Genomic DNA, 19053 nt, shown 5'->3' on the forward strand with positions numbered 1-19053 from the left:
TTAGGGGGGAATCAGGTCTTACCAGTGTTCACCAGGGAATAGGCGAGCATATGCTTTTTGTACCCAATTGAGTTTTTCTTGCTTACCAATAGACGCTGAAGAACTTGGGAACAAGTTATAACCAATCGACATGAGTTTGTTATTAATGTCAGGTGCAATGGAGTAGGTGATCGAAGCCAGACGGCCCAAATTGGTTGCCACTTTTTTCGGACGTTTCACGATGGCATAGGCAATCAGGTCAGTTGCTTGTTCTGGAGAAAGCGTTGGAACGTATTTATATATTTTGGTTGGGGCGATCATTGGCGTGCGCACCAATGGCATGTAGACCGACGTGATGGAAATATTATGTGAGTGAACTTCAGCGCTCAGGCAACGGCTAAAAGCATCTAATGCGGCTTTAGATGCAACATATGCAGAGAAGCGCGTTGCATTGGCCAATACACCAATCGAGCTGATGTTGATGATATGACCTTCACGACGAATCATCATTTTCGGCAGTAAATTCATCACCAAACGTACCGCGCCAAAATAGTTCAACTGCATAGTACGTTCAAAATCATGGAAACGATCGGTTGATTCATGTACGGCACGACGAATAGAACGGCCAGCGTTATTAATTAAGATATCAATATGATCGACGGAAGCGAGGATTTGTTGTGCCACAGCATCAATGGAGTCCATATCATTGAGGTCACATGGGAAAACATCGGCTTTACCGCCAGTGGCTTCAATTTCAGCTTTTACGGCATCGAGGGTTTCTTTGGTACGTGCAACCAGTAGAACATGTGCGCCTGCGTTGGCAAGGCGATGCGCTGTGGTTAAACCGATACCACTTGATGCACCGGTGATTAAAATGGTCTTACCGTTGACACGGTCAACGAAACGTTTCTCAAGTCTTGAATTCACGATGAGGTTCCCTGTTAAATCAGTTTTATTGTATTCATTTATCGGCCCGACAACGCTATGTGCAGGGCTGTTTTAAGTCAGCGGTATGATAGCGTTTTATTTAAAAAAATCCATATGATAAGTAATTGATAATAAAATAATATTTAGAGTTTTTACTCTAAATTAAAATCCCTATTTACTCAATTTTTAACACATAAATATGTGAAAGAGAAGTGCTTTTATCAACATCGTTGCAACCTAAAAAAGTCGATTTTCAAGATAAATAAAATTGTAAATAAATATAGAAGCAGGGCCATAGATGCCCAAAGTTGGAAGGCGGATTATGTGGGAGTGGTTATTTAAATGAAATGGAAATAAAAACAGGCCTTAAAAATAAGACCTGTGGATTGTGCAATTATGCTTTAAACAGCAGCTAAGGCTTGCTCTAAGTCGGCAATCAAGTCATCCGCATGTTCGATCCCAATCGATAAACGAACCATATCAATGCTGACCCCCGCTGCTTTGAGTTCATCTTTATTGAGCTGACGATGTGTCGTGGTCGCAGGATGGCAGGCTAAACTTTTGGCATCACCAATATTCACAAGGCGAGTAAACAACTGCAAGGCATCGATGAAACGTGTGCCACCTGCAAGGCCATCTTGAACGCCGAATGAAAGAATCGCAGATGGTTTGCCTTTGACATATTTTTGCGCCAAAGCATGTTGTGGGTGGTCTTTTAGGCCAGCGTAGTTAACCCATTTTACTTTTGGGTGTGCTTGTAAATATTCAGCCACTTTTTGCGCATTTTCAGTATGACGTTCCATGCGCAGGCTTAAGGTTTCCAAACCTTGTAAGATCAAAAACACATTGTGCGGGCTGATCGCAGCGCCCGTATTACGCAGTGGTACCACGCGCGCACGAGCAATGTAGGCTGCTTCACCTAAGGCTTCGACATAATTCACCCCGTGGTAGCTTGGATCAGCGGTATTCAGTGATTTAAAGCGTTCAGGATATTTGCCCCAAGGGAACTTGCCGCTATCGACGATGATGCCGCCGATCGAATTACCATGACCACCAATATATTTGGTCAATGAATGCACCACAATGTCGGCACCAAATTCAAATGATTTTTGCAGGACAGGAGTAGCAACGGTATTGTCGACCACCACAGGTATGCCAAACTCATGCGCAATTTTCGAAATTGCTTCGAGGTCAATAATATTGCCCAATGGGTTACCAATAGATTCGACAAAGACCAACTTGGTTTTGTCATCGATGAGGCTACGCAGCGCTTCGGGGTTTTGATAATCAAAGAAGCGAACTTCAATGCCTTGTTTCGGCAGGGTGTGGGCAAACAGATTATATGTGCCGCCATATAGGGTCGAAACTGAAGCGATATTGTCGCCTGCTTCAGCAATAGTTTGAATCGCATATGTAATGGCTGCCATACCAGAGGCTAAGGCCAAAGCGCCAATACCGCCTTCGAGCGCTGCAACACGCTGTTCAAGTACCGCTGTGGTTGGATTCATGATGCGGGTATAAATATTACCCTGAACTTTTAAGTCAAATAAATCAGCACCATGCTGTGTGTTATCAAAGGAATATGAGGTGGTTTGATAAATCGGCACCGCAACCGCTTTGGTGGTTGGCTCCGGTGTATACCCCGCGTGAATTGCTAAAGTTTCGTCTTTATATGTCATGATTACTTCATCTAAGAGAGCTAGTTTTTAAACAGTCTATCACTTATATATATGAATAAAAGTGCTTTATTTTTAAAATTAATATCATAATTATTCATATTGTTGAAAAATTTTCAGCTAAAGATGAGCGAAATCATGCTTAAAAACGCATGTTTAAATTTTGTTCGCCATTAAACTTGTAACAATGCATTGAAGGCGTGTGCGAAACCTTATTTTTTCACGACTTTATGCGTATAATAGCCGATTATTTTTTCGCTCAATTGAGCAGGGGCAACTTTGTGTTGTTCCGTATATGTTTTGACTATTGAGGAGTCCTAAGTGGCCCAATATATTTACACGATGAACCGTGTGTCGAAGATGGTTCCGCCTAAGCGCGAAATCCTGAAAGACATCTCTTTATCATTTTTCCCAGGCGCAAAAATTGGTGTGCTTGGTCTAAACGGTGCAGGTAAATCTACCTTGCTTCGTATTATGGCGGGCGTAGATAAAGATTTCTCAGGTGAAGCACGTGCTCAACCGGGTATCAAAATTGGTTACCTTGAACAAGAGCCGCCATTGGATGAAAGCAAAGACGTTCGCGGTAACGTTGAAGACGGTTTACGTGAACCGTTAGATGCTTTGGCGCGTCTTGATGAAGTGTTTGCAGAATATGCAGCAGAAGATGCTGATTTTGATGCACTTGCGAAAGAACAAGAGAAGTTAGAAGCCATTATCCATTCATGGGATGCACATAATATTGTGAACCAAATGGATCAGGCTGCTGCAGCGTTGAACCTTCCAGCTTGGGATGCAGATGTATCTAAGTTGTCTGGTGGTGAGCGCCGTCGTGTTGCACTTTGCCGTTTGTTATTGTCTAAACCAGACATGCTGCTTCTAGATGAGCCAACGAACCATTTGGATGCTTCATCAGTATCATGGTTGGAACGTTTCTTGAAAGACTTCCCAGGTACGATCGTTGCGATTACCCATGACCGTTACTTCTTGGATAATGTGGCAGAGTGGATTCTTGAGCTTGACCGCGGCATGGGGATTCCATACCAAGGCAACTATTCTTCTTGGTTAGAGCAGAAAAATGCCCGTTTAGAGCAAGAACAAAAGCAAGAAGAATCTTTTGCTAAAGCATTGAAAAAAGAGCTTGAATGGGTTCGTTCAAATGCTAAAGGTCAGCAAAAGAAAAACAAAGCGCGTATGGAGCGTTTTGAAGAGCTTAACTCACGCGAATTCCAACAGCGTAATGAAACGTCTGAAATCTATATTCCACCTGGTCCACGTCTAGGTAATAAAGTTGTAGAAGTTGAAGGTATTAGTAAATCCTTTGGTGACCGTACACTTTATAAAGACTTATCATTCGTTGTACCACCTTGTGCCATTGTGGGTATCGTGGGTGAGAACGGTGCGGGTAAAACCACATTGTTCCGTATGATGACAGGCGAACAACAACCAGATACAGGTACAGTTACACTGGGTGAGTCTGTTAAAGTGGCTTATGTTGGTCAGATTCGTGACACCTTAGATGACAACAAAACTGTTTGGGAAGAAGTTTCTGGCGGTTTAGATATCTTGAAAATTGGTGAATACGAAATCGCATCTCGTGCGTATATCGGTCGCTTTAACTTCAAAGGTCAAGATCAGCAAAAACGTGTAGGTCAATTGTCAGGTGGTGAACGTAACCGTTTACAACTTGCGAAAATCCTGCAAATGGGTGCAAACGTCATCTTACTCGATGAACCGTCAAACGACTTGGATATTGAAACTTTACGTGCGCTTGAAGATGCCATTCTGGTATTCCCAGGTACTGTCATGGTGATCTCGCATGACCGTTGGTTCCTCGACCGTATTGCTACGCACATCTTGTCATTTGAAGGTGAAACCCCTGAATTCTTCACGGGTAACTACCATGAATTTGAAGAATACCGCCGTAAACGTGATGGTGATGACCTTGTTGCAAAGCGTCAAAAATACCGCAAAATTGGCAACTAAGTTCCAGTTTTAAAATAAAAAAACCAGCCTGCGGGCTGGTTTTTTATTACTTAGAATGCAATGACTATACGACAATGTCTTCATAGGCATGATGTAAGACGTAGTCTGCTTGTTCATGGCCTTGTGCAGCCGCTTTACTGAGCCAAAGCTCTGCAAGTTCATAATTGCGGTCTAAGCCGAGTTCTCCACGTAAATAACCGAGACCTAAGCGATATTGGGCATCTTTATGACCTTTTAATGCGGCACTTAAAAAATTCCACATGGCATTGCGATAGTCAGTAGGGGATTGGTCTGCTGAATCCATAGTATGGTGACTGAGAAAGTCTTGATGGTGTTGAGCCGCAAGAATTTCAAAATAAGTCCCTTGGGCGTAATCACCTTCGGCTTCTGGAATCGAAAGATGCATTCCTTGCAACTTTGGATTCATCTGTTGTGACAACAGTGCATAGATTTTTTTCAGAGCTTGTATCATCATTGTTAAACTCCTTGTTTCTAAATATAACCACTTGATTAATAAAAATATTAATTGCAGTCATTCGTGCGCTGCGATGAATGATTTAATTGTTTTAAACAGATCACACTTAAGATGAAAATTAGCATGCTTGTCATGATATGTGAATAGGTATTGAAAAATATTTATAAGTGATTTCAGTCATCTAGATCGCGAAAAATTATTTTTAATAAATTGAAAGTAGATGCTGAAAAAAGCAGTTTTAAAGTTTGAAGGTAAAACGTAGTACTGAAGGTTGAATAATGTAATTTTATTACGTTTACTGCACCTGTTAAGCTCAAGACTGAAGAATATATAATTTATAAAGGTCAGAAAATAATGAGTGAGCATCATGGGCATGACCACAGCCATGCCGTTGTGACGGAAGGGAATGTCAAAAAATTAAGTTTTGCCTTAGCACTGACCACAACGTTTTTGATTATTGAAGTCATTGCTGGATTTATGACGCAAAGTTTGGCGCTATTGTCAGATGCGGCACATATGTTCACCGATGCCGCAGCCCTTGCCATAGCATTGGTCGCGATCAAAATTGGCAAGCTTCCTGCTGACAACAAACGCACCTTTGGCTATCAGCGTTTTGAGATTTTAGCTGCCTTGTTTAATGCCTTGATGTTATTTGTAGTTGCAATATATATCTTGTATGAGGCCTATCAGCGCTTTTCAACGCCGCCGGAAATTCAAAGTATGGGCATGATGATGGTCGCCGTTATTGGTTTGATCATTAACTTAATCTCGATGCGTATTTTATTTTCCAGTTCACAAGAAAGCTTGAATGTGAAGGGGGCGTATCTAGAAGTGTTGAGTGATGCCCTAGGTTCTGTTGGTGTAATTATTGGTGCAGCGATTATTTATTTTACGGGCTGGATGTGGGTCGATACACTAATTGCGGTGCTCATTGGCTTTTGGGTTTTACCAAGGACTTGGATTTTACTCAAACAAAGTATCAATATTTTATTAGAAGGCGTGCCTGAAGAAATTGACATAGAAAAGTTACGCAATGATTTATTGGCACTCAATGGGGTAGAGAGTATTCACCAGTTAAAGGTCTGGGCAATAACATCAAAGAATGTGCATTTGACAGTTCATCTCTTTGCACCTGAAGCCGATCGTAATGCCTTGTATTTTGAGGCGATTGAAATGTTGCAACATGAACATGGAATCACGGAGATGACATTACAAATCGAAGAAGATGAATGTGTGGTACACCAACATACCCAAAATTCTGATTATGCACATGGGCATCATCAAGATGATCACGCGCATTCTCATGATGAATCACATCAGCACTAATGCTGATGTAATTTAAATGGTCGGCTTAGATTTCCCACTCATGATTACATTCGCGGCATTTCCATTTTTTCTGTGATTGCATAAAACCTTGCATTGAAATTTTGAAATCTGGCAGGTCGCGATAGAACATGAAGCCAGCAATCAAGCAAGCAATAAATACAACAACAGTTGCAGTTTGTAATGTAGTGCCTGCACCGTCACCAAAAATCCACATTGCGATGCTGATAATCACCAACAGTAAAAGAATAAATACCGCAGGGATGAGGATAATCAGGCTTTTAGGCACGACAGGACGAGCAACAGGCTGGCCTGCTTGCGCAAGAGGCATAATTTTAGGGCTTTGACATTTAGGACAACGGTATTGCATTGCAACTCCATAATTTTAATCTATGGTTTATTTTAATCAGAATGACGCAGAAAGCAAAAATACCGTAAATTTAAATCAGATAAAATTTAGGCAATAAAAAACCCAAGTCATAATGCTTGGGCTTTTTATAAGATGATTTGCATCACCTTGAATATGGCGTCCCTACGGGGATTCGAACCCCGGTTACCGCCGTGAAAGGGCGATGTCCTAGGCCTCTAGACGATAGGGACAATTTGAGGCAACTTAGAGTTGGTTGACACCATCTCTCGGTATGGGCGCTATATTAGGGGGATAACGCCCATCCGTCAACTAAAAAATCAATTAAGCTTCATCAACTGCATCATTTTTCGGCAGTTTTAGGCTTTCATTGAGTTTTTCCCATGCTTTTGTTTCTTTTTTACTCGGACCGCCCACAATTTCAAGCGCATGACGTAAGCGAGCAAAGGTTAAATCAGGACCAATGGTTACCATCGATTGCATAACCGGTGTCGAAGATGTTGAACCTGCAATAGCAATAAAGAAGGTTGGCATGAAGTCACGAAGTTTAATATCCATTTGGTTCGCCAAATCCATAAGCGTTTGGCTGACAGTATCATTGTTCCAAGTGAACATGCTTTCTAGACGCCAAATGGCAAATTGAAGGCTTTGACGAACTTGTTCTTCGGTCAATTTTTTGCTTTCAAACTGTTCTTTGCTGAGTGTTGGGAATTGGTTGAAATAAAAACCTGCCCAATTCACTGCTTCAGACAATAAATTAATACGCGGTTGAATCGCAGCAGCAATTTCTTCCAAGGTATTACGATCTGATTTCCAAGCCAGTAGGGTATCGAGCAATTGACCCGGTGTTAAACCTTTAATCCATTGACCATTTAACCAGTTTAGCTTTTCAACATCAAAGATTGGACCGCCTAGTGATACACGTTGAATGTCAAAGTGTTCAATCATTTCAGCCAAAGTGAATTTTTCACTTTCATCCGGCATTGACCAGCCCATACGGCCTAAGTAGTTCAATAATGCTTCAGGTAAAACGCCGATGTCTTTGTAGTAGTTAATTGAGGTTGGGTTTTTGCGTTTAGACAGTTTTGATTTATCTGGGTTACGTAACAGCGGCATGTGGCAAAGTACAGGCATGTCCCAACCAAAATATTTGTACAATAATTGGTGTTTAGGCGCAGATGGAATCCATTCTTCACCACGAATCACGTGAGTGATTTCCATTAAATGGTCATCAACCACGTTTGCCAAGTGATACGTCGGTAAACCATCGGTTTTCAGTAGAATTTGCATGTCAACTTGCGCCCAAGGAATTTCGACTTCACCACGCAGTAAGTCATTAAATTTACAAATCCCTTCTTCAGGTACTTTCATACGAATGACATGCGGTTCACCAGCAGCCAAACGCTGTGCCACTTCTTCTGGAGTGTGTTTTAAGCCACGACCGTCATAACGCGGTGATTCACCACGCGCTTGTTGTTCCGCACGCATTTGATCGAGTTCTTCTGCTGTTGCGAAGCAGTAGAATGCATGGCCTTTTTCAACCAGTTCCAAAGCATATTGTTTATAAATGTCCATACGTTCAGATTGACGGTATGGCGCATGAGGGCCACCCACATCTGGACCTTCTGACCAATTCAAACCTAACCAACGCAATGAATCTAAAATCATTTTCTCAGATTCTGGGGTAGAGCGCAGTTGGTCTGTATCTTCAATACGAAGAATAAATTCACCGCCATGTTGCTTCGCAAAACATAAGTTAAACAATGCAATATAAGCAGTCCCAACATGCGGGAAACCAGTAGGAGAAGGTGCGATACGAGTACGAACAGTCATAATCAGCTTTTAATCAGAATGTAAATTGGGATCTATTATAACGAAAAAGCCTGATCACTTAATGCTTAATTCAACATTGAATGATCAGGCATTTTTAAGTATTTTTTAGACGACAGTAGGGGAACTCGTCTAAAACAATAGCTTGGATGACATGAGTATGCTGATGTCGTTATGAGCTGCTACCAGAAAAAATGGCTTGAACAAAACGAGAAAAACTTTGGTTTTGTGATGCAAAGAAACTTTGAGTCGGTGCAGCTTTAATAGACGTAAGTACTTTTAAATTATCGTCTGTACGGCCTTTACCTTCAGATTTTTGCTGATTAATCGCTTTTTCGATCAATGAGGTACGTTCAGCAGGCATCGTAAGTTTGTTATTCGATGCGGTGCTGGTTGCAGCACAAAATCCAGTCTGTGCAGTAACGCTTAAACTTAAGCCTAGGCATAGTGCGTATGAAAATTTCATGTCCAAATCTCCCCCTAGTTTTGGTGATGGAACTTTTTATTTGCAAAATAGTTTTAATATTTAGACTACGATTTAACCATCTTTCGTAATTAAAAAGTAGAACTACGTCACAATTTTTACAAAAAAACTAAAAAAGTCTGTACTGGGATTACCTAAATAGACTGTTTTCTCCAGATTTTCGGATGTTTTAGCAAACAACTATGAAGATAGCATGGAGATTGCTTCTGATTGTTGCTGTATTAGCAGAATTAAAGCTTTAAATACGTTATTTTTAGATATCTTTAAAAAAGAAATAGATTTGAATTTATATTATAGATAGCTGATTGTTAAAGTTATTTTTGATTTATATAGTGCTCTCAAGATCAATTTGAGTTTGAGCAGATGAAAAAAATAATAGCATCGGGCATTTTCGCTTTGTTGGGTGGAGTGGCGGTACAGGTGTATGCCGCAAAAGATTTCTTAAATGTCTCATATGACCCAACACGTGAGTTTTATCAGGAATATAACCAAGAATTTGGACAATATTGGAAAAAACGTACAGGACAAGAGATTAATTTTAAACAATCTCACGGTGGCTCTGGCAAACAAGCTCGTGCCGTAGCAACGGGTTTACAAGCAGACGTTGTCACTTTGGCATTGGCCAACGATATTGATGAAATTGTGGCGACCGGACAAATCAATAAAAATTGGCAAAAACAATTTCCACATAATTCTGCTCCGTATACCTCAACCATCGTATTTTTGGTGCGTAAGGGCAACCCGAAAAAAATTAAAGATTGGAATGACCTGACCAAACCGGGCGTTGAAATTATTACGCCAAATCCAAAAACAGGTGGGGCACCGCGTTGGATCTATTTATCAGCTTGGGGATATGCTTTAAAACAACCGGGTGGCAATGATGCCAAAGCCAAAGAATTGGTGAAAAAACTCTATAGCAATGTCAAAGTTTTGGATTCAGGCGCACGTGGTTCACTCACGACCTTTGCTGAGCGCGGCATTGGAGATGTCTTATTGTCTTGGGAAAATGAGGCACTATTAGCGACTCAGGGCCTAGGCAAAGATAAATATGACATTGTTTATCCTTCTATTTCGATTTTAGCTGAACCTTCGGTGGCTGTAGTAGATAAAACCGTCGACAAAAATGGTAATCGAAATTTGGCGAAGGGTTATTTAAACTATCTATATTCACCTAAGGGCCAAGAGCTGGCAGGTAAATATTTCTTCCGCCCTCGCGATGCAAAAGCCACAGCAAAATACGCTGCTCAATTCCCGAAAGTTCAAACCTTTACCATTGATAAAGTGTTTGGAGGTTGGGCTAAAGCGCAAAAGACACATTTTGTGAATGGTGCGATTTTCGATCAAATCTATAGTGAAAATAATAAAGAGTAAGTCTGCAAATAAAGTTGATTGGTGTAAAAACGGATAATTGGGGTTATCCGTTTTTTTGCATATGTAATGCATAAAAATCTATATATAGGGAATAAGTAGATTGTTTTTGTGTATTTTAATATGAAAAACAAACAATTAAATTCGCTGCGTTAGCTGTATCCAGCAAGACGTCTAAACACGCTGCAATTGCGATTTATGACTTTATTTCATATATTTAGCAGTATTGAATATAACTTTATGCTGGCTGTTATGAAAACTCAATTTAAGGCGTGGCTTAGTGCTGCGTTGCTTGCCACTGGTGTTGCTTTCTCAGCGTCTGCTCAGGCCGCTGATCGTGAATTTTTAAACGTTTCTTATGATGCAACGCGTGAATTTTATGACGAATTTAATAAGTCATTTGGTGCATATTGGAAAGAGCGTACCGGTAAAACGGTCGCATTTAAACAATCACATGGTGGTTCAGGCAAACAAGCCCGTTCTGTGGTTGACGGTTTAAAAGGTGATGTCGTGACTTTGGCCTTGGCCAATGACATCGAAGAAATTGTGAAGTCTGGTCAGATTCAGCCGGGTTGGCAAAAAGAGTTTCCACATAACTCAGCGCCATATACGTCAACGATTGTCTTCATGGTGCGTAAGGGCAACCCGAAACATATTAAAGATTGGTCTGATTTAACCAAACCGGGTGTACAAATTATTACCCCGAACCCGAAAACTGGCGGTCTCCCACGTTGGGTTTACTTGTCAGCTTGGGGTTATGCTTTGAAACAGCCGGGTGGTAATGAAGCGAAAGCCAAAGATTTCGTGGGTAAAATGTACCATAACGTAAAAGTGATGGACTCTGCGGCACGTGCATCGATGACTACATTTGCAGAACGTGGTATTGGTGATGTGTTATTGACTTGGGAAAACGAAGCTTTAGTTACTCAAAAAACTTTGGGTAAAAATAAATTTGATATCGTATATCCATCGATGTCGATTTTGACTGAGCCTTCAGTGGCGATCGTGGACAAAACTGTCGAAAAAAATGGTAATAAATGGTTAGCTCAAGGCTATATCAATTATCTTTATTCTCCATTAGGTCAAGAGATGGCAGCTCGTCATTTTTACCGTCCACGTAATGCAGCAGTTTTAGCAAAATATAAAACTCAGTTCCCGCCATTAAAAACCTTTACCATTGATGAAGTGTTTGGTGGTTGGGCAAAAGCTCAACAAACACATTTTGTGAATGGTGCGATCTTCGATCAGATCTATAATAACAAGCGCTAATACATCGAAATCTATGATTTGAGATGTACAAAGACCTCCTTCGGGAGGTTTTTTAATGGATGGCAAAAAATAAAAACGGTTTTCTCTATGGAAAGTAATATTTCTGTACAAAAAGACGTTTGGAGCTTTGCTAAAACAAGGTAATAATGTGCAGTTACATTTTTAGCTGTGTTGAACGAACCCTTATGTCGCATATTTCTGTATTACTTCATGAAACTGTTGATGCTTTACTGGCAGATCGCAATACAGGAATTTTCGTAGATGGCACATTTGGGCGTGGCGGTCATACGCGTTTATTACTGTCTAAATTAGATGAAAATGCACGTGTTTATGCCTTTGATAAAGACCCGCAAGCATTGGCTGTTGCCGCAGAATTAGAACAAGAAGATGCGCGTTTTAAAATTATTCACGCCAGTTTTGCAGACTTAAAAGAAGAACTGCGTAGTCGAGGTATCGATTTGGTCGACGGTATTATGGCGGATTTAGGGGTGTCATCTCCGCAGCTAGACCAAGCAGAGCGTGGCTTTAGCTTTATGAAAGATGGCCCACTTGATATGCGTATGGACAATTCACAAGGTCCAACAGCCGCAGAGTGGTTGGTTGATATTGAAGAAGAAGATTTGGCCAATATTATTTTTAAATATGGTGAAGAGCGTTATAGCCGCCGTATTGCCAAAGCGATTAAAGCGGCAGGGTATATTGAAACCACAGCTCAATTGGCAGAAATCGTGAAAGTTGCCCACCCGAAATGGGAAAAAAATAAACATGCAGCGACACGAACTTTCCAAGCAATTCGTATTGCTATTAACAAAGAACTCGACGATATTGATATCTTCTTACCTCAAGCGGTGGATATGCTGAAACCTGAAGGCACTCTTGCAGTGATCAGTTTCCACTCTTTAGAGGATCGTTTAATTAAACAATTTATTCAAAAAGAATCTACACTTGCAGAAGACACAGGCTGGGGTTTACCACAAAAACGCGAAGATACCCGCCGCTTAAAAAAAGTGTCACGAATTAAAGCAAGTGAAGAAGAAGTTAAAGCCAATCCACGATCTCGTAGTGCTTGGCTTCGTGTGGCAGAGCGTTTAGCTTAAAAGGCAAAGAATGAAAACCGAAGCAATCGAAAAAAACTCTGATCAATCGCAGTCAAAGAAAATCATTACATACGGCATTTTATTGCTCTTGGTTTTTGTGAGTGCGATTATGGTGGTGTTTCAAGTCTTTGAATATCGCCAAGATTATCGTCAATTGAGTACCTATATGCGTGAAAGGGATGACCTCAACGCAGAATGGGGACGTTTGCTGATCGAACAACAAACTTTTGGTGCAACAGCCCAAATTGGGACACGTGCAGTTACCCAATTACGGATGTATTCGCCTCCTATTGCACAAACCGTTGTTATTTCATTGCCACAAACTCCAGAACAGAAAAAATAGGCTGCCGGTCACATGGTTGAAAAGAGAAACAAACAAACTCCGCGTAAAAAACAGCAGTCTGTTACTGGTCGTACAGCCATTTCGGTGGAGATGTGGCGCTATCACTTGATGTGGGCGGTGGTTTTACTGTGCTTTATTGCATTGGTCGGGCGGGCTTTTTATGTACAAATCATCAATAAAGACTTTTTACAAAATAAAGCCAATGCCAAAATTTTAAGAACTGAAACCTTAAAAGCCATGCGCGGTGTAATCTATGACCGTCACGGCGTTCCTTTAGCCATTAGTACTCCGATCATGAAAATCGTGATCGATCCACGTGATTATTTTGACAATAAAAAACTCTTTGAAGAAATTACGGCGGAATTGGCTAAAGATCCAAACAATCGTAAGTTAAAACGTCAATTACCAGATAAAAATCTGAATTTAGATGAACTCGCTGATGCTGTAGGGATGGATCGTGCTGAACTGAGACGCAAAATGAATGAGCGTCCACGTTCACGTTATTTAGTTTTAAAGAAAGAAGTGCCACCACAACAAGCTGAATTGATCATGAAACGTGACTTTCAGGGGGTATATACCGAGAAAAACTATAAGCGCTACTATCCACAGCCTCAGCCAAACTCACAAATTATTGGTTTAACCAATAGTGAGGGTATGGGCATCGAAGGTTTAGAGATGCAATTGAATGAACGTCTTGCAGGCGTAGATGGTGCGCAGCAAATTGTCCGAGATAAAAAAGGCAACCGCGTTAAAGACCCTGAGATCGTGAAAGAAGTTGAGTCGGGTGAAAATATCACGCTGAGTATTGATTCACGTTTGCAATACATTATGTATCGTGAGTTGACTGCAGCCGGGGTAGCCAATAATGCACGTTCTGCCACAGCGATTGCTGTCGATGTCAAAACGGGTGAAATTTTAGCGATGACCTCTTGGCCGTCTTACAACCCAAATGATAAAAAAGGTGTCTTAAATAAAGATGCCATGCGTAACCGTGGTGCAATTGACTCCTTTGAGCCGGGTTCAACCATGAAGCCAATGACCGTGGCAATGGCGTTGGAAAGCGGTAAATACACGGCAAATACGGTGGTAAATACTACACCGGGTTCTATGCGCGTTGGCAATCATACTATTCGAGACACGCATAACTATGGTCCTCTGACTTTGGGCGGCATTATTCAAAAATCGTCTAACGTCGGTGTGGCAAAAATCGCTTTATCTCTCCCTTATGAAACATTACCAACGTTCTATCAACGTCTTGGCTTTGGTCAACGTTCAGCGGTGAAATTCCCCGGTGAAAGTGCTGGTCTGATTTTGCCGAAGAGTAAATGGAATGTGTCTGAAGTAGCGACCATGGCTTATGGTTATGGTTTGAACGCTACAGTGCTCCAACTGGCTGATGCATATGCCATGATTGCCAACAAGGGCGTCAAAATGCCACTGAGCTTGTACAAGCTTGAGGAAAAGCCGAAAGGTGAGCAGATGGTTGACCCTAAAATTGCTGATCAAGTGCTTTTAATGATGGAAGCGGTGACCTTACCGGGTGGTACGGCACGTCAAGCCAATATTCCGGGTTATCGCGTGGCAGGTAAAACTGGTACAGCACATAAATTACGTGCAGACCGTAAAGGCTATTCGACTTCAGAATATCGTGCACTCTTTGCTGGTGTCGCACCAGTGAGTGATCCACGTTTGGCCATGATTGTTGTGGTGGAAAACCCAACAGGTCAGTATTACGGTGGTCTGGTGGCTGCACCCGTTTTTGCTCGTGTAATGCAAGAATCTTTACGTTTAATGAACGTACCTTTAGATAAACCTTTAGACACTCCTAAGATCCAGTAATAGGTGATGAATGAAAATTACGTTTCAAGATCTATACACCGTTGAACAGCCCGCTGAATGGATGTCGCAATCCTTTCAGGGCTTCAATCTGGATAGTCGCAAAGTTACAGCAGGGCAAATATTTATTGCCCTGACTTCGTTTTCGCAACCTGAAAAAACAGCACAATTTGCACGTACAGCGTTAGAAAATGGCGCGCTGGCGGTCATTTCAGAAACTGATTTGGGTTTGGATCAAAGTGTCGTGATCGCGGATGTGCGTCAATTGATGGGGCAGTGGCAAAAGCAATATTTACAGGCGACTCAACCGGTTCAAGCTGCACTAATTTTGGCAGTGACGGGTACCAATGGTAAAACCACGATCTCTCGTTTAATCGCTGAATTACTCATGCTGCAAGGCAAAAAATGTGCAGTGATGGGAACCACTGGAAACGGGATTTTACCGAATTTAGAAGCCTCTTCTCACACCACTTTAGATGCGTTGCATATGCAAAATGCGTTGCATACCTATGCACTTGAAGGTGCAGAGTTTGCTGCCATTGAGGCAAGTTCGCATGGCTTAGAACAAGGTCGATTAAATGGCTGTGCAATTGAAATTGCCGCTTATAGCAATTTAAGTCGTGACCATTTGGATTATCATAAAACCCTTGAAGCCTATGCTGAAGCGAAATCACGTTTGTTTCAGTTTCCATCGCTCAAAGTTGCAGTCATCAATCTCGATGATGAACATGCAGAAGTGATGCTGAATGCCGCACGCCAAAACCCGGCTCAGCCTAAAATTTTGACTTATTCAACGCGTCAGGCTGCGGATTATCAAGTGACGGATATTCAATACAGCTTAACGGGCGCACAATTTAAATTGCGTACTGCTCAAGCTGAATTTGTGGTGCAAAGTCCATTATTGGGACACTTCAATATTGAAAATATTGTGGCGAGCTTAATTTCAGCGGAGCAAGCGGGTTTTGACTTATCTGCCTTGATCGCAACTGCGCCCGAGTTAAAAGGTGCACCGGGTCGTATGCAAGTGATTCGTGATGATGAACGCCTGTTTGTGGTGGATTATGCACATACACCAGATGCTTTAGTTCAAGTGTTACAGACTTTAAAACGTCATGTATCGCAACAGTTATGGGCGGTGTTTGGCTGTGGTGGTGATCGTGACCGTGGTAAGCGTCCATTGATGACACAAGCGGCATTAAACCATGCAGATGTTGCGTTGATTACCTCAGATAATCCACGTACTGAAAACCCAGAACAAATTTTTGCAGATATGAAGGCTGGTATTGATTTCACTGGAAAAACTGTCCATGAAATCCATGACCGCCGTGAAGCGATTAAATTCGCAGTCAACCATGCGCAAGCGGGTGATATTGTGGTGATTGCTGGTAAAGGCCATGAAAACTATCAAGAAATTGATGGTGTTCGACATTGGTTTGATGATGTGGTGGAAGTGAAATCAGCGATTGATTCACAGCATCACAACACTGACTCGGCTTATCCAGCGCAATAGGAAACAGATATGCATACTTCAACGACCAGTACTGTTCCGTTAGAACCATGGACTGCCGAACAGTTGGTTCAAGCGACACGAGGTCACTGGCATAACAATCAAGCGCCGACAGGTCCTGTGAAACGAATTTTGACCGATTCACGTCATGCAGAGCAAGGCGATACTTTTCTTGCCCTGAAAGGTGAGCGCTTTGACGCGCATGACTTCCTTGCTCAAGTGGCTGAAAAGGGGTGTGAAATTGCCATCGTTAGTCATCCGGTCGATGTGGATATTTATCAGTTGGTGGTTGCAGATACACGTTTGGCGCTTGGACATTTGGGTGCATTTCGTCGTGCCCAAAACCCAGCTTTAAAAGTCATTGCCTTGACAGGAAGCAGTGGTAAAACTACGACTAAAGAGATGCTCGGGAGTATCCTTTCTCGTCTTGCACCAACATTAATTACGCGCGGTAATTTAAATAATGACCTTGGCGTACCGATGATGTTACTTGAGTTGCGTCCAGAACATCAGTATGCCGTGATGGAGCTTGGTGCCAGTCATAAGGGTGAAATTGATTACACCTCAAATTTGGTACAGCCTCAGGTTGCCGGTATTTTAAATATTGGCACTGCTCATATGGGTGAATTTGGTGGGCGTGATGGCATTTGTCGTGCCAAGTCTGAAATTTATGCACATATAGCGAAAACAGGAACTTCGATTGTTCCTGCGGCAGATGATTTTACAGATGCCATTCGTCAAGCGGTGCAAACTGAGCAAGTAATGAGTTTTGGTCAGGGCGGGGATGTCTTTGCGACTGAGACGGAGCTTCAGGCTCAATCTTCACGTTTTATCTTAAATACGCCACAAGGTGCACGTCCTGTTCAACTGCCATTTGCTGGTGAACATAATGTGCAAAATGCCACTGCAGCCGCAGCTTTCGCATTATCGATTGGTGTGAGTTTAGATGATATCGTTGTGGGGCTTGAACATGCGACAGGGGCCAAAGGCCGTCTAAACTTTATTCAACATAAAGATTATCTGTTTATTGATGATACTTACAATGCAAATCCAACCTCAATGCGTGCTGCTGCTGATGTACTTGCGCAGCAAGATGGCATCAAAGTCATGGTCATTGGGGATATTGGTGAGTTAGGTTCATCTGCTGCACAGCAGCACTACATGTTGGGACGTGATCTTGTATCACACTCTGGTCTTCAATTTGTCGTTGCTGTCGGTGAGTTTTCACCTGCTGTGCAAGAAGGCGCGCGCAGTACACAATATGGTAAAAAATTACAGGCCTTTCTTACTCAAGAACAGGCTTTACCGTTATTAATTAGTCTAGTCAAAACACATCAGCCTCAGTCCATGAGTTTCCTGTTTAAAGGTTCTCGTTATACCCACATGGAAACTTTGATGGCTGAATTGATGGAGAAACTTTAATGCTGTTATGGTTATTTGAGCAGCTTGCGGGTTATCACAGCTCGTTTCAGGTTGTTCGTTATTTAACGCTTCGTTCACTACTCAGTGTCTTAACGGCATTGGCCATTGGTCTGTTGCTTGGACCTGTGATGATCCGCAAATTGCAAGCTCTCAAATATGGTCAGGCAGTCAGTTCATTTGCACCTGAAAATCATGCCAAAAAAATGGGCACACCGACTATGGGCGGTGTGTTGATTTTACTGTCTATTGGGATTTCAACCTTACTTTGGGCCGATCTTTCAAACCCTTATGTATGGATTGTACTTGGCGTGATGGTGATCTTTGGTGCTGTTGGCTGGGCCGATGACTGGATTAAAATCCGTTATAAAGACAATGCAGGTCTGCCTGCGAAGAAGAAATTCTTTTGGACTTCTGTGGCATCTTTAGGTGCTGGTATTGCACTCTATGTGATTGCGACACAGCAAGCAAACCCAGTACATACTTCAAATATGTTGGATCTGCTGATTCCATTCTTTAAAGAAATTAGCATTCCGTTGTCTATTATCCCACTTGGTATCGGCTTTATTGTCTTTACTTATTTGGTGATTAACGGCGCATCCAATGCTGTGAACTTAACCGATGGTTTGGATGGTTTGGCGATTATGCCAATCGTTTTGGTTGCCGCAGGTTTAGGTGTATTTGCTTATCTGGCTGGTGATGTCCGTTTTGCTGATTATTTACATATCCCTTATGTGAAATATGCATCTGAACTTGTCGTGATCTGTGCGGCAATGATCGGTGCTGGCTTGGCATTCTTATGGTTTAATGCGCATCCTGCTCAAGTCTTTATGGGTGATGTCGGTGCCTTATCTCTAGGTGCGATGCTCGGTACGATTGCAGTCATGGTTCGTCAAGAAATCGTTTTTGCCATTATGGGCGGTGTCTTTGTGGTTGAAGCTATTTCTGTCTTCTTGCAAATTGGCTCACTGCGTATGCGGAATAAGCGCGTATTCTTAATGGCACCGCTGCACCATCATTATGAGAAAAAGGGATGGCGTGAAACGCAGGTGGTGATTCGTTTCTGGATTATTACAATTATGCTGGTAGTTTTAGGTCTAATGACTTTAAAATTACGTTAAGCAAATAAATAAACGAAACCGGCATTTGCTCCCACAGATGCCGGTTTTT

The 19053-nt window shown here is 41.9% G+C and carries 16 protein-coding genes and 1 tRNA gene; 10 read left to right on the forward strand and 7 right to left on the reverse strand.

Going from position 1 to position 19053, the window contains the following annotated elements:
- Positions 1 to 18 precede the first annotated feature (18 nt).
- Positions 19 to 906: an SDR family NAD(P)-dependent oxidoreductase gene (locus FTU12_RS08105; protein ID WP_180114136.1), complete on the reverse strand. Its 888-nt coding sequence runs from the start codon at positions 904 to 906 to the stop codon at positions 19 to 21.
- Between the two features lie 401 nt (positions 907 to 1307).
- Positions 1308 to 2585 (reverse strand): O-acetylhomoserine aminocarboxypropyltransferase/cysteine synthase family protein, encoded by a 1278-nt coding sequence (locus FTU12_RS08110; protein ID WP_180114137.1) that lies wholly within the window; start codon positions 2583 to 2585, stop codon positions 1308 to 1310.
- A 318-nt stretch (positions 2586 to 2903) separates the two neighbouring features.
- On the opposite strand from FTU12_RS08110, the gene ettA reads away from it, so the two are divergent.
- Positions 2904 to 4565: an energy-dependent translational throttle protein EttA gene (gene ettA / locus FTU12_RS08115; RefSeq protein WP_180073466.1), complete on the forward strand. Its 1662-nt coding sequence runs from the start codon at positions 2904 to 2906 to the stop codon at positions 4563 to 4565.
- A 64-nt stretch (positions 4566 to 4629) separates the two neighbouring features.
- Here the strand turns inward: ettA and FTU12_RS08120 are convergent, their stop codons facing one another.
- Positions 4630 to 5040 carry an SEL1-like repeat protein gene (locus FTU12_RS08120; protein WP_180024277.1) on the reverse strand — a complete coding sequence of 137 codons (411 nt, stop codon included), beginning with the start codon at positions 5038 to 5040 and terminating at the stop codon, positions 4630 to 4632.
- Between the two features lie 354 nt (positions 5041 to 5394).
- On the opposite strand from FTU12_RS08120, the gene FTU12_RS08125 reads away from it, so the two are divergent.
- Positions 5395 to 6366 carry a cation diffusion facilitator family transporter gene (locus tag FTU12_RS08125; protein WP_180114138.1) on the forward strand — a complete coding sequence of 324 codons (972 nt, stop codon included), beginning with the start codon at positions 5395 to 5397 and terminating at the stop codon, positions 6364 to 6366.
- Between the two features lie 25 nt (positions 6367 to 6391).
- Here the strand turns inward: FTU12_RS08125 and FTU12_RS08130 are convergent, their stop codons facing one another.
- The 4 genes from FTU12_RS08130 to FTU12_RS08145 form a co-directional block, all read right to left on the reverse strand.
- Positions 6392 to 6733, reverse strand: coding sequence for a hypothetical protein (locus tag FTU12_RS08130; RefSeq protein WP_078189395.1), 342 nt, complete (start codon positions 6731 to 6733; stop codon positions 6392 to 6394).
- A 154-nt stretch (positions 6734 to 6887) separates the two neighbouring features.
- Positions 6888 to 6963: transfer RNA gene (locus FTU12_RS08135), tRNA-Glu, on the reverse strand.
- A 91-nt stretch (positions 6964 to 7054) separates the two neighbouring features.
- Positions 7055 to 8563, reverse strand: coding sequence for a glutamate--tRNA ligase (gene gltX / locus FTU12_RS08140; RefSeq protein WP_180024278.1), 1509 nt, complete (start codon positions 8561 to 8563; stop codon positions 7055 to 7057).
- Between the two features lie 169 nt (positions 8564 to 8732).
- Positions 8733 to 9026 carry a hypothetical protein gene (locus FTU12_RS08145; RefSeq protein WP_180106809.1) on the reverse strand — a complete coding sequence of 98 codons (294 nt, stop codon included), beginning with the start codon at positions 9024 to 9026 and terminating at the stop codon, positions 8733 to 8735.
- A gap of 381 nt (positions 9027 to 9407) precedes the next feature.
- Here FTU12_RS08145 and FTU12_RS08150 point away from each other — a divergent pair, with 381 nt between their 5' ends.
- From FTU12_RS08150 to mraY, 8 genes are all read left to right on the forward strand, one after another.
- The gene (locus tag FTU12_RS08150) at positions 9408 to 10415 is read left to right on the forward strand and encodes a sulfate ABC transporter substrate-binding protein (RefSeq protein ID WP_180114139.1); all 1008 of its coding nucleotides are present in this window, start codon (positions 9408 to 9410) and stop codon (positions 10413 to 10415) included.
- Between the two features lie 249 nt (positions 10416 to 10664).
- On the forward strand, positions 10665 to 11681 hold the full coding sequence (locus FTU12_RS08155) for a sulfate ABC transporter substrate-binding protein (protein ID WP_180077121.1): 1017 nt from the start codon (positions 10665 to 10667) through the stop codon (positions 11679 to 11681).
- 185 nt (positions 11682 to 11866) lie between these two features.
- On the forward strand, positions 11867 to 12778 hold the full coding sequence (gene rsmH, locus FTU12_RS08160) for a 16S rRNA (cytosine(1402)-N(4))-methyltransferase RsmH (protein ID WP_180008673.1): 912 nt from the start codon (positions 11867 to 11869) through the stop codon (positions 12776 to 12778).
- Positions 12779 to 12788: 10 nt separating this feature from the next.
- Positions 12789 to 13121, forward strand: a complete 333-nt coding sequence (ftsL, locus tag FTU12_RS08165; RefSeq protein ID WP_078189390.1) for a cell division protein FtsL — start codon at positions 12789 to 12791, stop codon at positions 13119 to 13121.
- 12 nt (positions 13122 to 13133) lie between these two features.
- Positions 13134 to 14960 (forward strand): penicillin-binding protein PBP3, encoded by a 1827-nt coding sequence (gene ftsI / locus FTU12_RS08170; protein ID WP_168378186.1) that lies wholly within the window; start codon positions 13134 to 13136, stop codon positions 14958 to 14960.
- 10 nt (positions 14961 to 14970) lie between these two features.
- Positions 14971 to 16467 carry a UDP-N-acetylmuramoyl-L-alanyl-D-glutamate--2,6-diaminopimelate ligase gene (locus tag FTU12_RS08175; protein WP_180114140.1) on the forward strand — a complete coding sequence of 499 codons (1497 nt, stop codon included), beginning with the start codon at positions 14971 to 14973 and terminating at the stop codon, positions 16465 to 16467.
- Between the two features lie 9 nt (positions 16468 to 16476).
- A complete protein-coding gene (gene murF / locus FTU12_RS08180) occupies positions 16477 to 17886 on the forward strand; it encodes a UDP-N-acetylmuramoyl-tripeptide--D-alanyl-D-alanine ligase (RefSeq protein WP_180114141.1) in 1410 nt (469 codons plus the stop codon).
- The gene (mraY, locus tag FTU12_RS08185; RefSeq protein WP_078189386.1) at positions 17886 to 19004 is read left to right on the forward strand and encodes a phospho-N-acetylmuramoyl-pentapeptide-transferase; all 1119 of its coding nucleotides are present in this window, start codon (positions 17886 to 17888) and stop codon (positions 19002 to 19004) included. The genes murF and mraY overlap by 1 nt, the downstream gene beginning before the upstream one ends.
- Positions 19005 to 19053 lie beyond the last annotated feature (49 nt).

Origin of the sequence: Acinetobacter sp. YH12063 (genome assembly GCF_013419715.1) — a bacterium.
Taxonomy (GTDB): Bacteria; Pseudomonadota; Gammaproteobacteria; order Pseudomonadales; family Moraxellaceae; genus Acinetobacter; species Acinetobacter amyesii.

Excerpts from the sequence above, each read along its gene's own strand:
- FTU12_RS08110 (WP_180114137.1), bottom strand. The coding sequence starts at position 2,585 with ATGACATATAAAGACGAAACTTTAGCAATTCACGCGGGGTATACACCG.
- FTU12_RS08120 (WP_180024277.1), bottom strand. The coding sequence starts at position 5,040 with ATGATGATACAAGCTCTGAAAAAAATCTATGCACTGTTGTCACAACAG.
- FTU12_RS08125 (WP_180114138.1), top strand. The coding sequence starts at position 5,395 with ATGAGTGAGCATCATGGGCATGACCACAGCCATGCCGTTGTGACGGAA.
- FTU12_RS08130 (WP_078189395.1), bottom strand. The coding sequence starts at position 6,733 with ATGCAATACCGTTGTCCTAAATGTCAAAGCCCTAAAATTATGCCTCTT.
- gltX (WP_180024278.1), bottom strand. The coding sequence starts at position 8,563 with ATGACTGTTCGTACTCGTATCGCACCTTCTCCTACTGGTTTCCCGCAT.
- FTU12_RS08145 (WP_180106809.1), bottom strand. The coding sequence starts at position 9,026 with ATGAAATTTTCATACGCACTATGCCTAGGCTTAAGTTTAAGCGTTACT.
- FTU12_RS08150 (WP_180114139.1), top strand. The coding sequence starts at position 9,408 with ATGAAAAAAATAATAGCATCGGGCATTTTCGCTTTGTTGGGTGGAGTG.
- FTU12_RS08155 (WP_180077121.1), top strand. The coding sequence starts at position 10,665 with ATGAAAACTCAATTTAAGGCGTGGCTTAGTGCTGCGTTGCTTGCCACT.
- rsmH (WP_180008673.1), top strand. The coding sequence starts at position 11,867 with ATGTCGCATATTTCTGTATTACTTCATGAAACTGTTGATGCTTTACTG.
- ftsL (WP_078189390.1), top strand. The coding sequence starts at position 12,789 with ATGAAAACCGAAGCAATCGAAAAAAACTCTGATCAATCGCAGTCAAAG.
- ftsI (WP_168378186.1), top strand. The coding sequence starts at position 13,134 with ATGGTTGAAAAGAGAAACAAACAAACTCCGCGTAAAAAACAGCAGTCT.
- FTU12_RS08175 (WP_180114140.1), top strand. The coding sequence starts at position 14,971 with ATGAAAATTACGTTTCAAGATCTATACACCGTTGAACAGCCCGCTGAA.
- murF (WP_180114141.1), top strand. The coding sequence starts at position 16,477 with ATGCATACTTCAACGACCAGTACTGTTCCGTTAGAACCATGGACTGCC.
- mraY (WP_078189386.1), top strand. The coding sequence starts at position 17,886 with ATGCTGTTATGGTTATTTGAGCAGCTTGCGGGTTATCACAGCTCGTTT.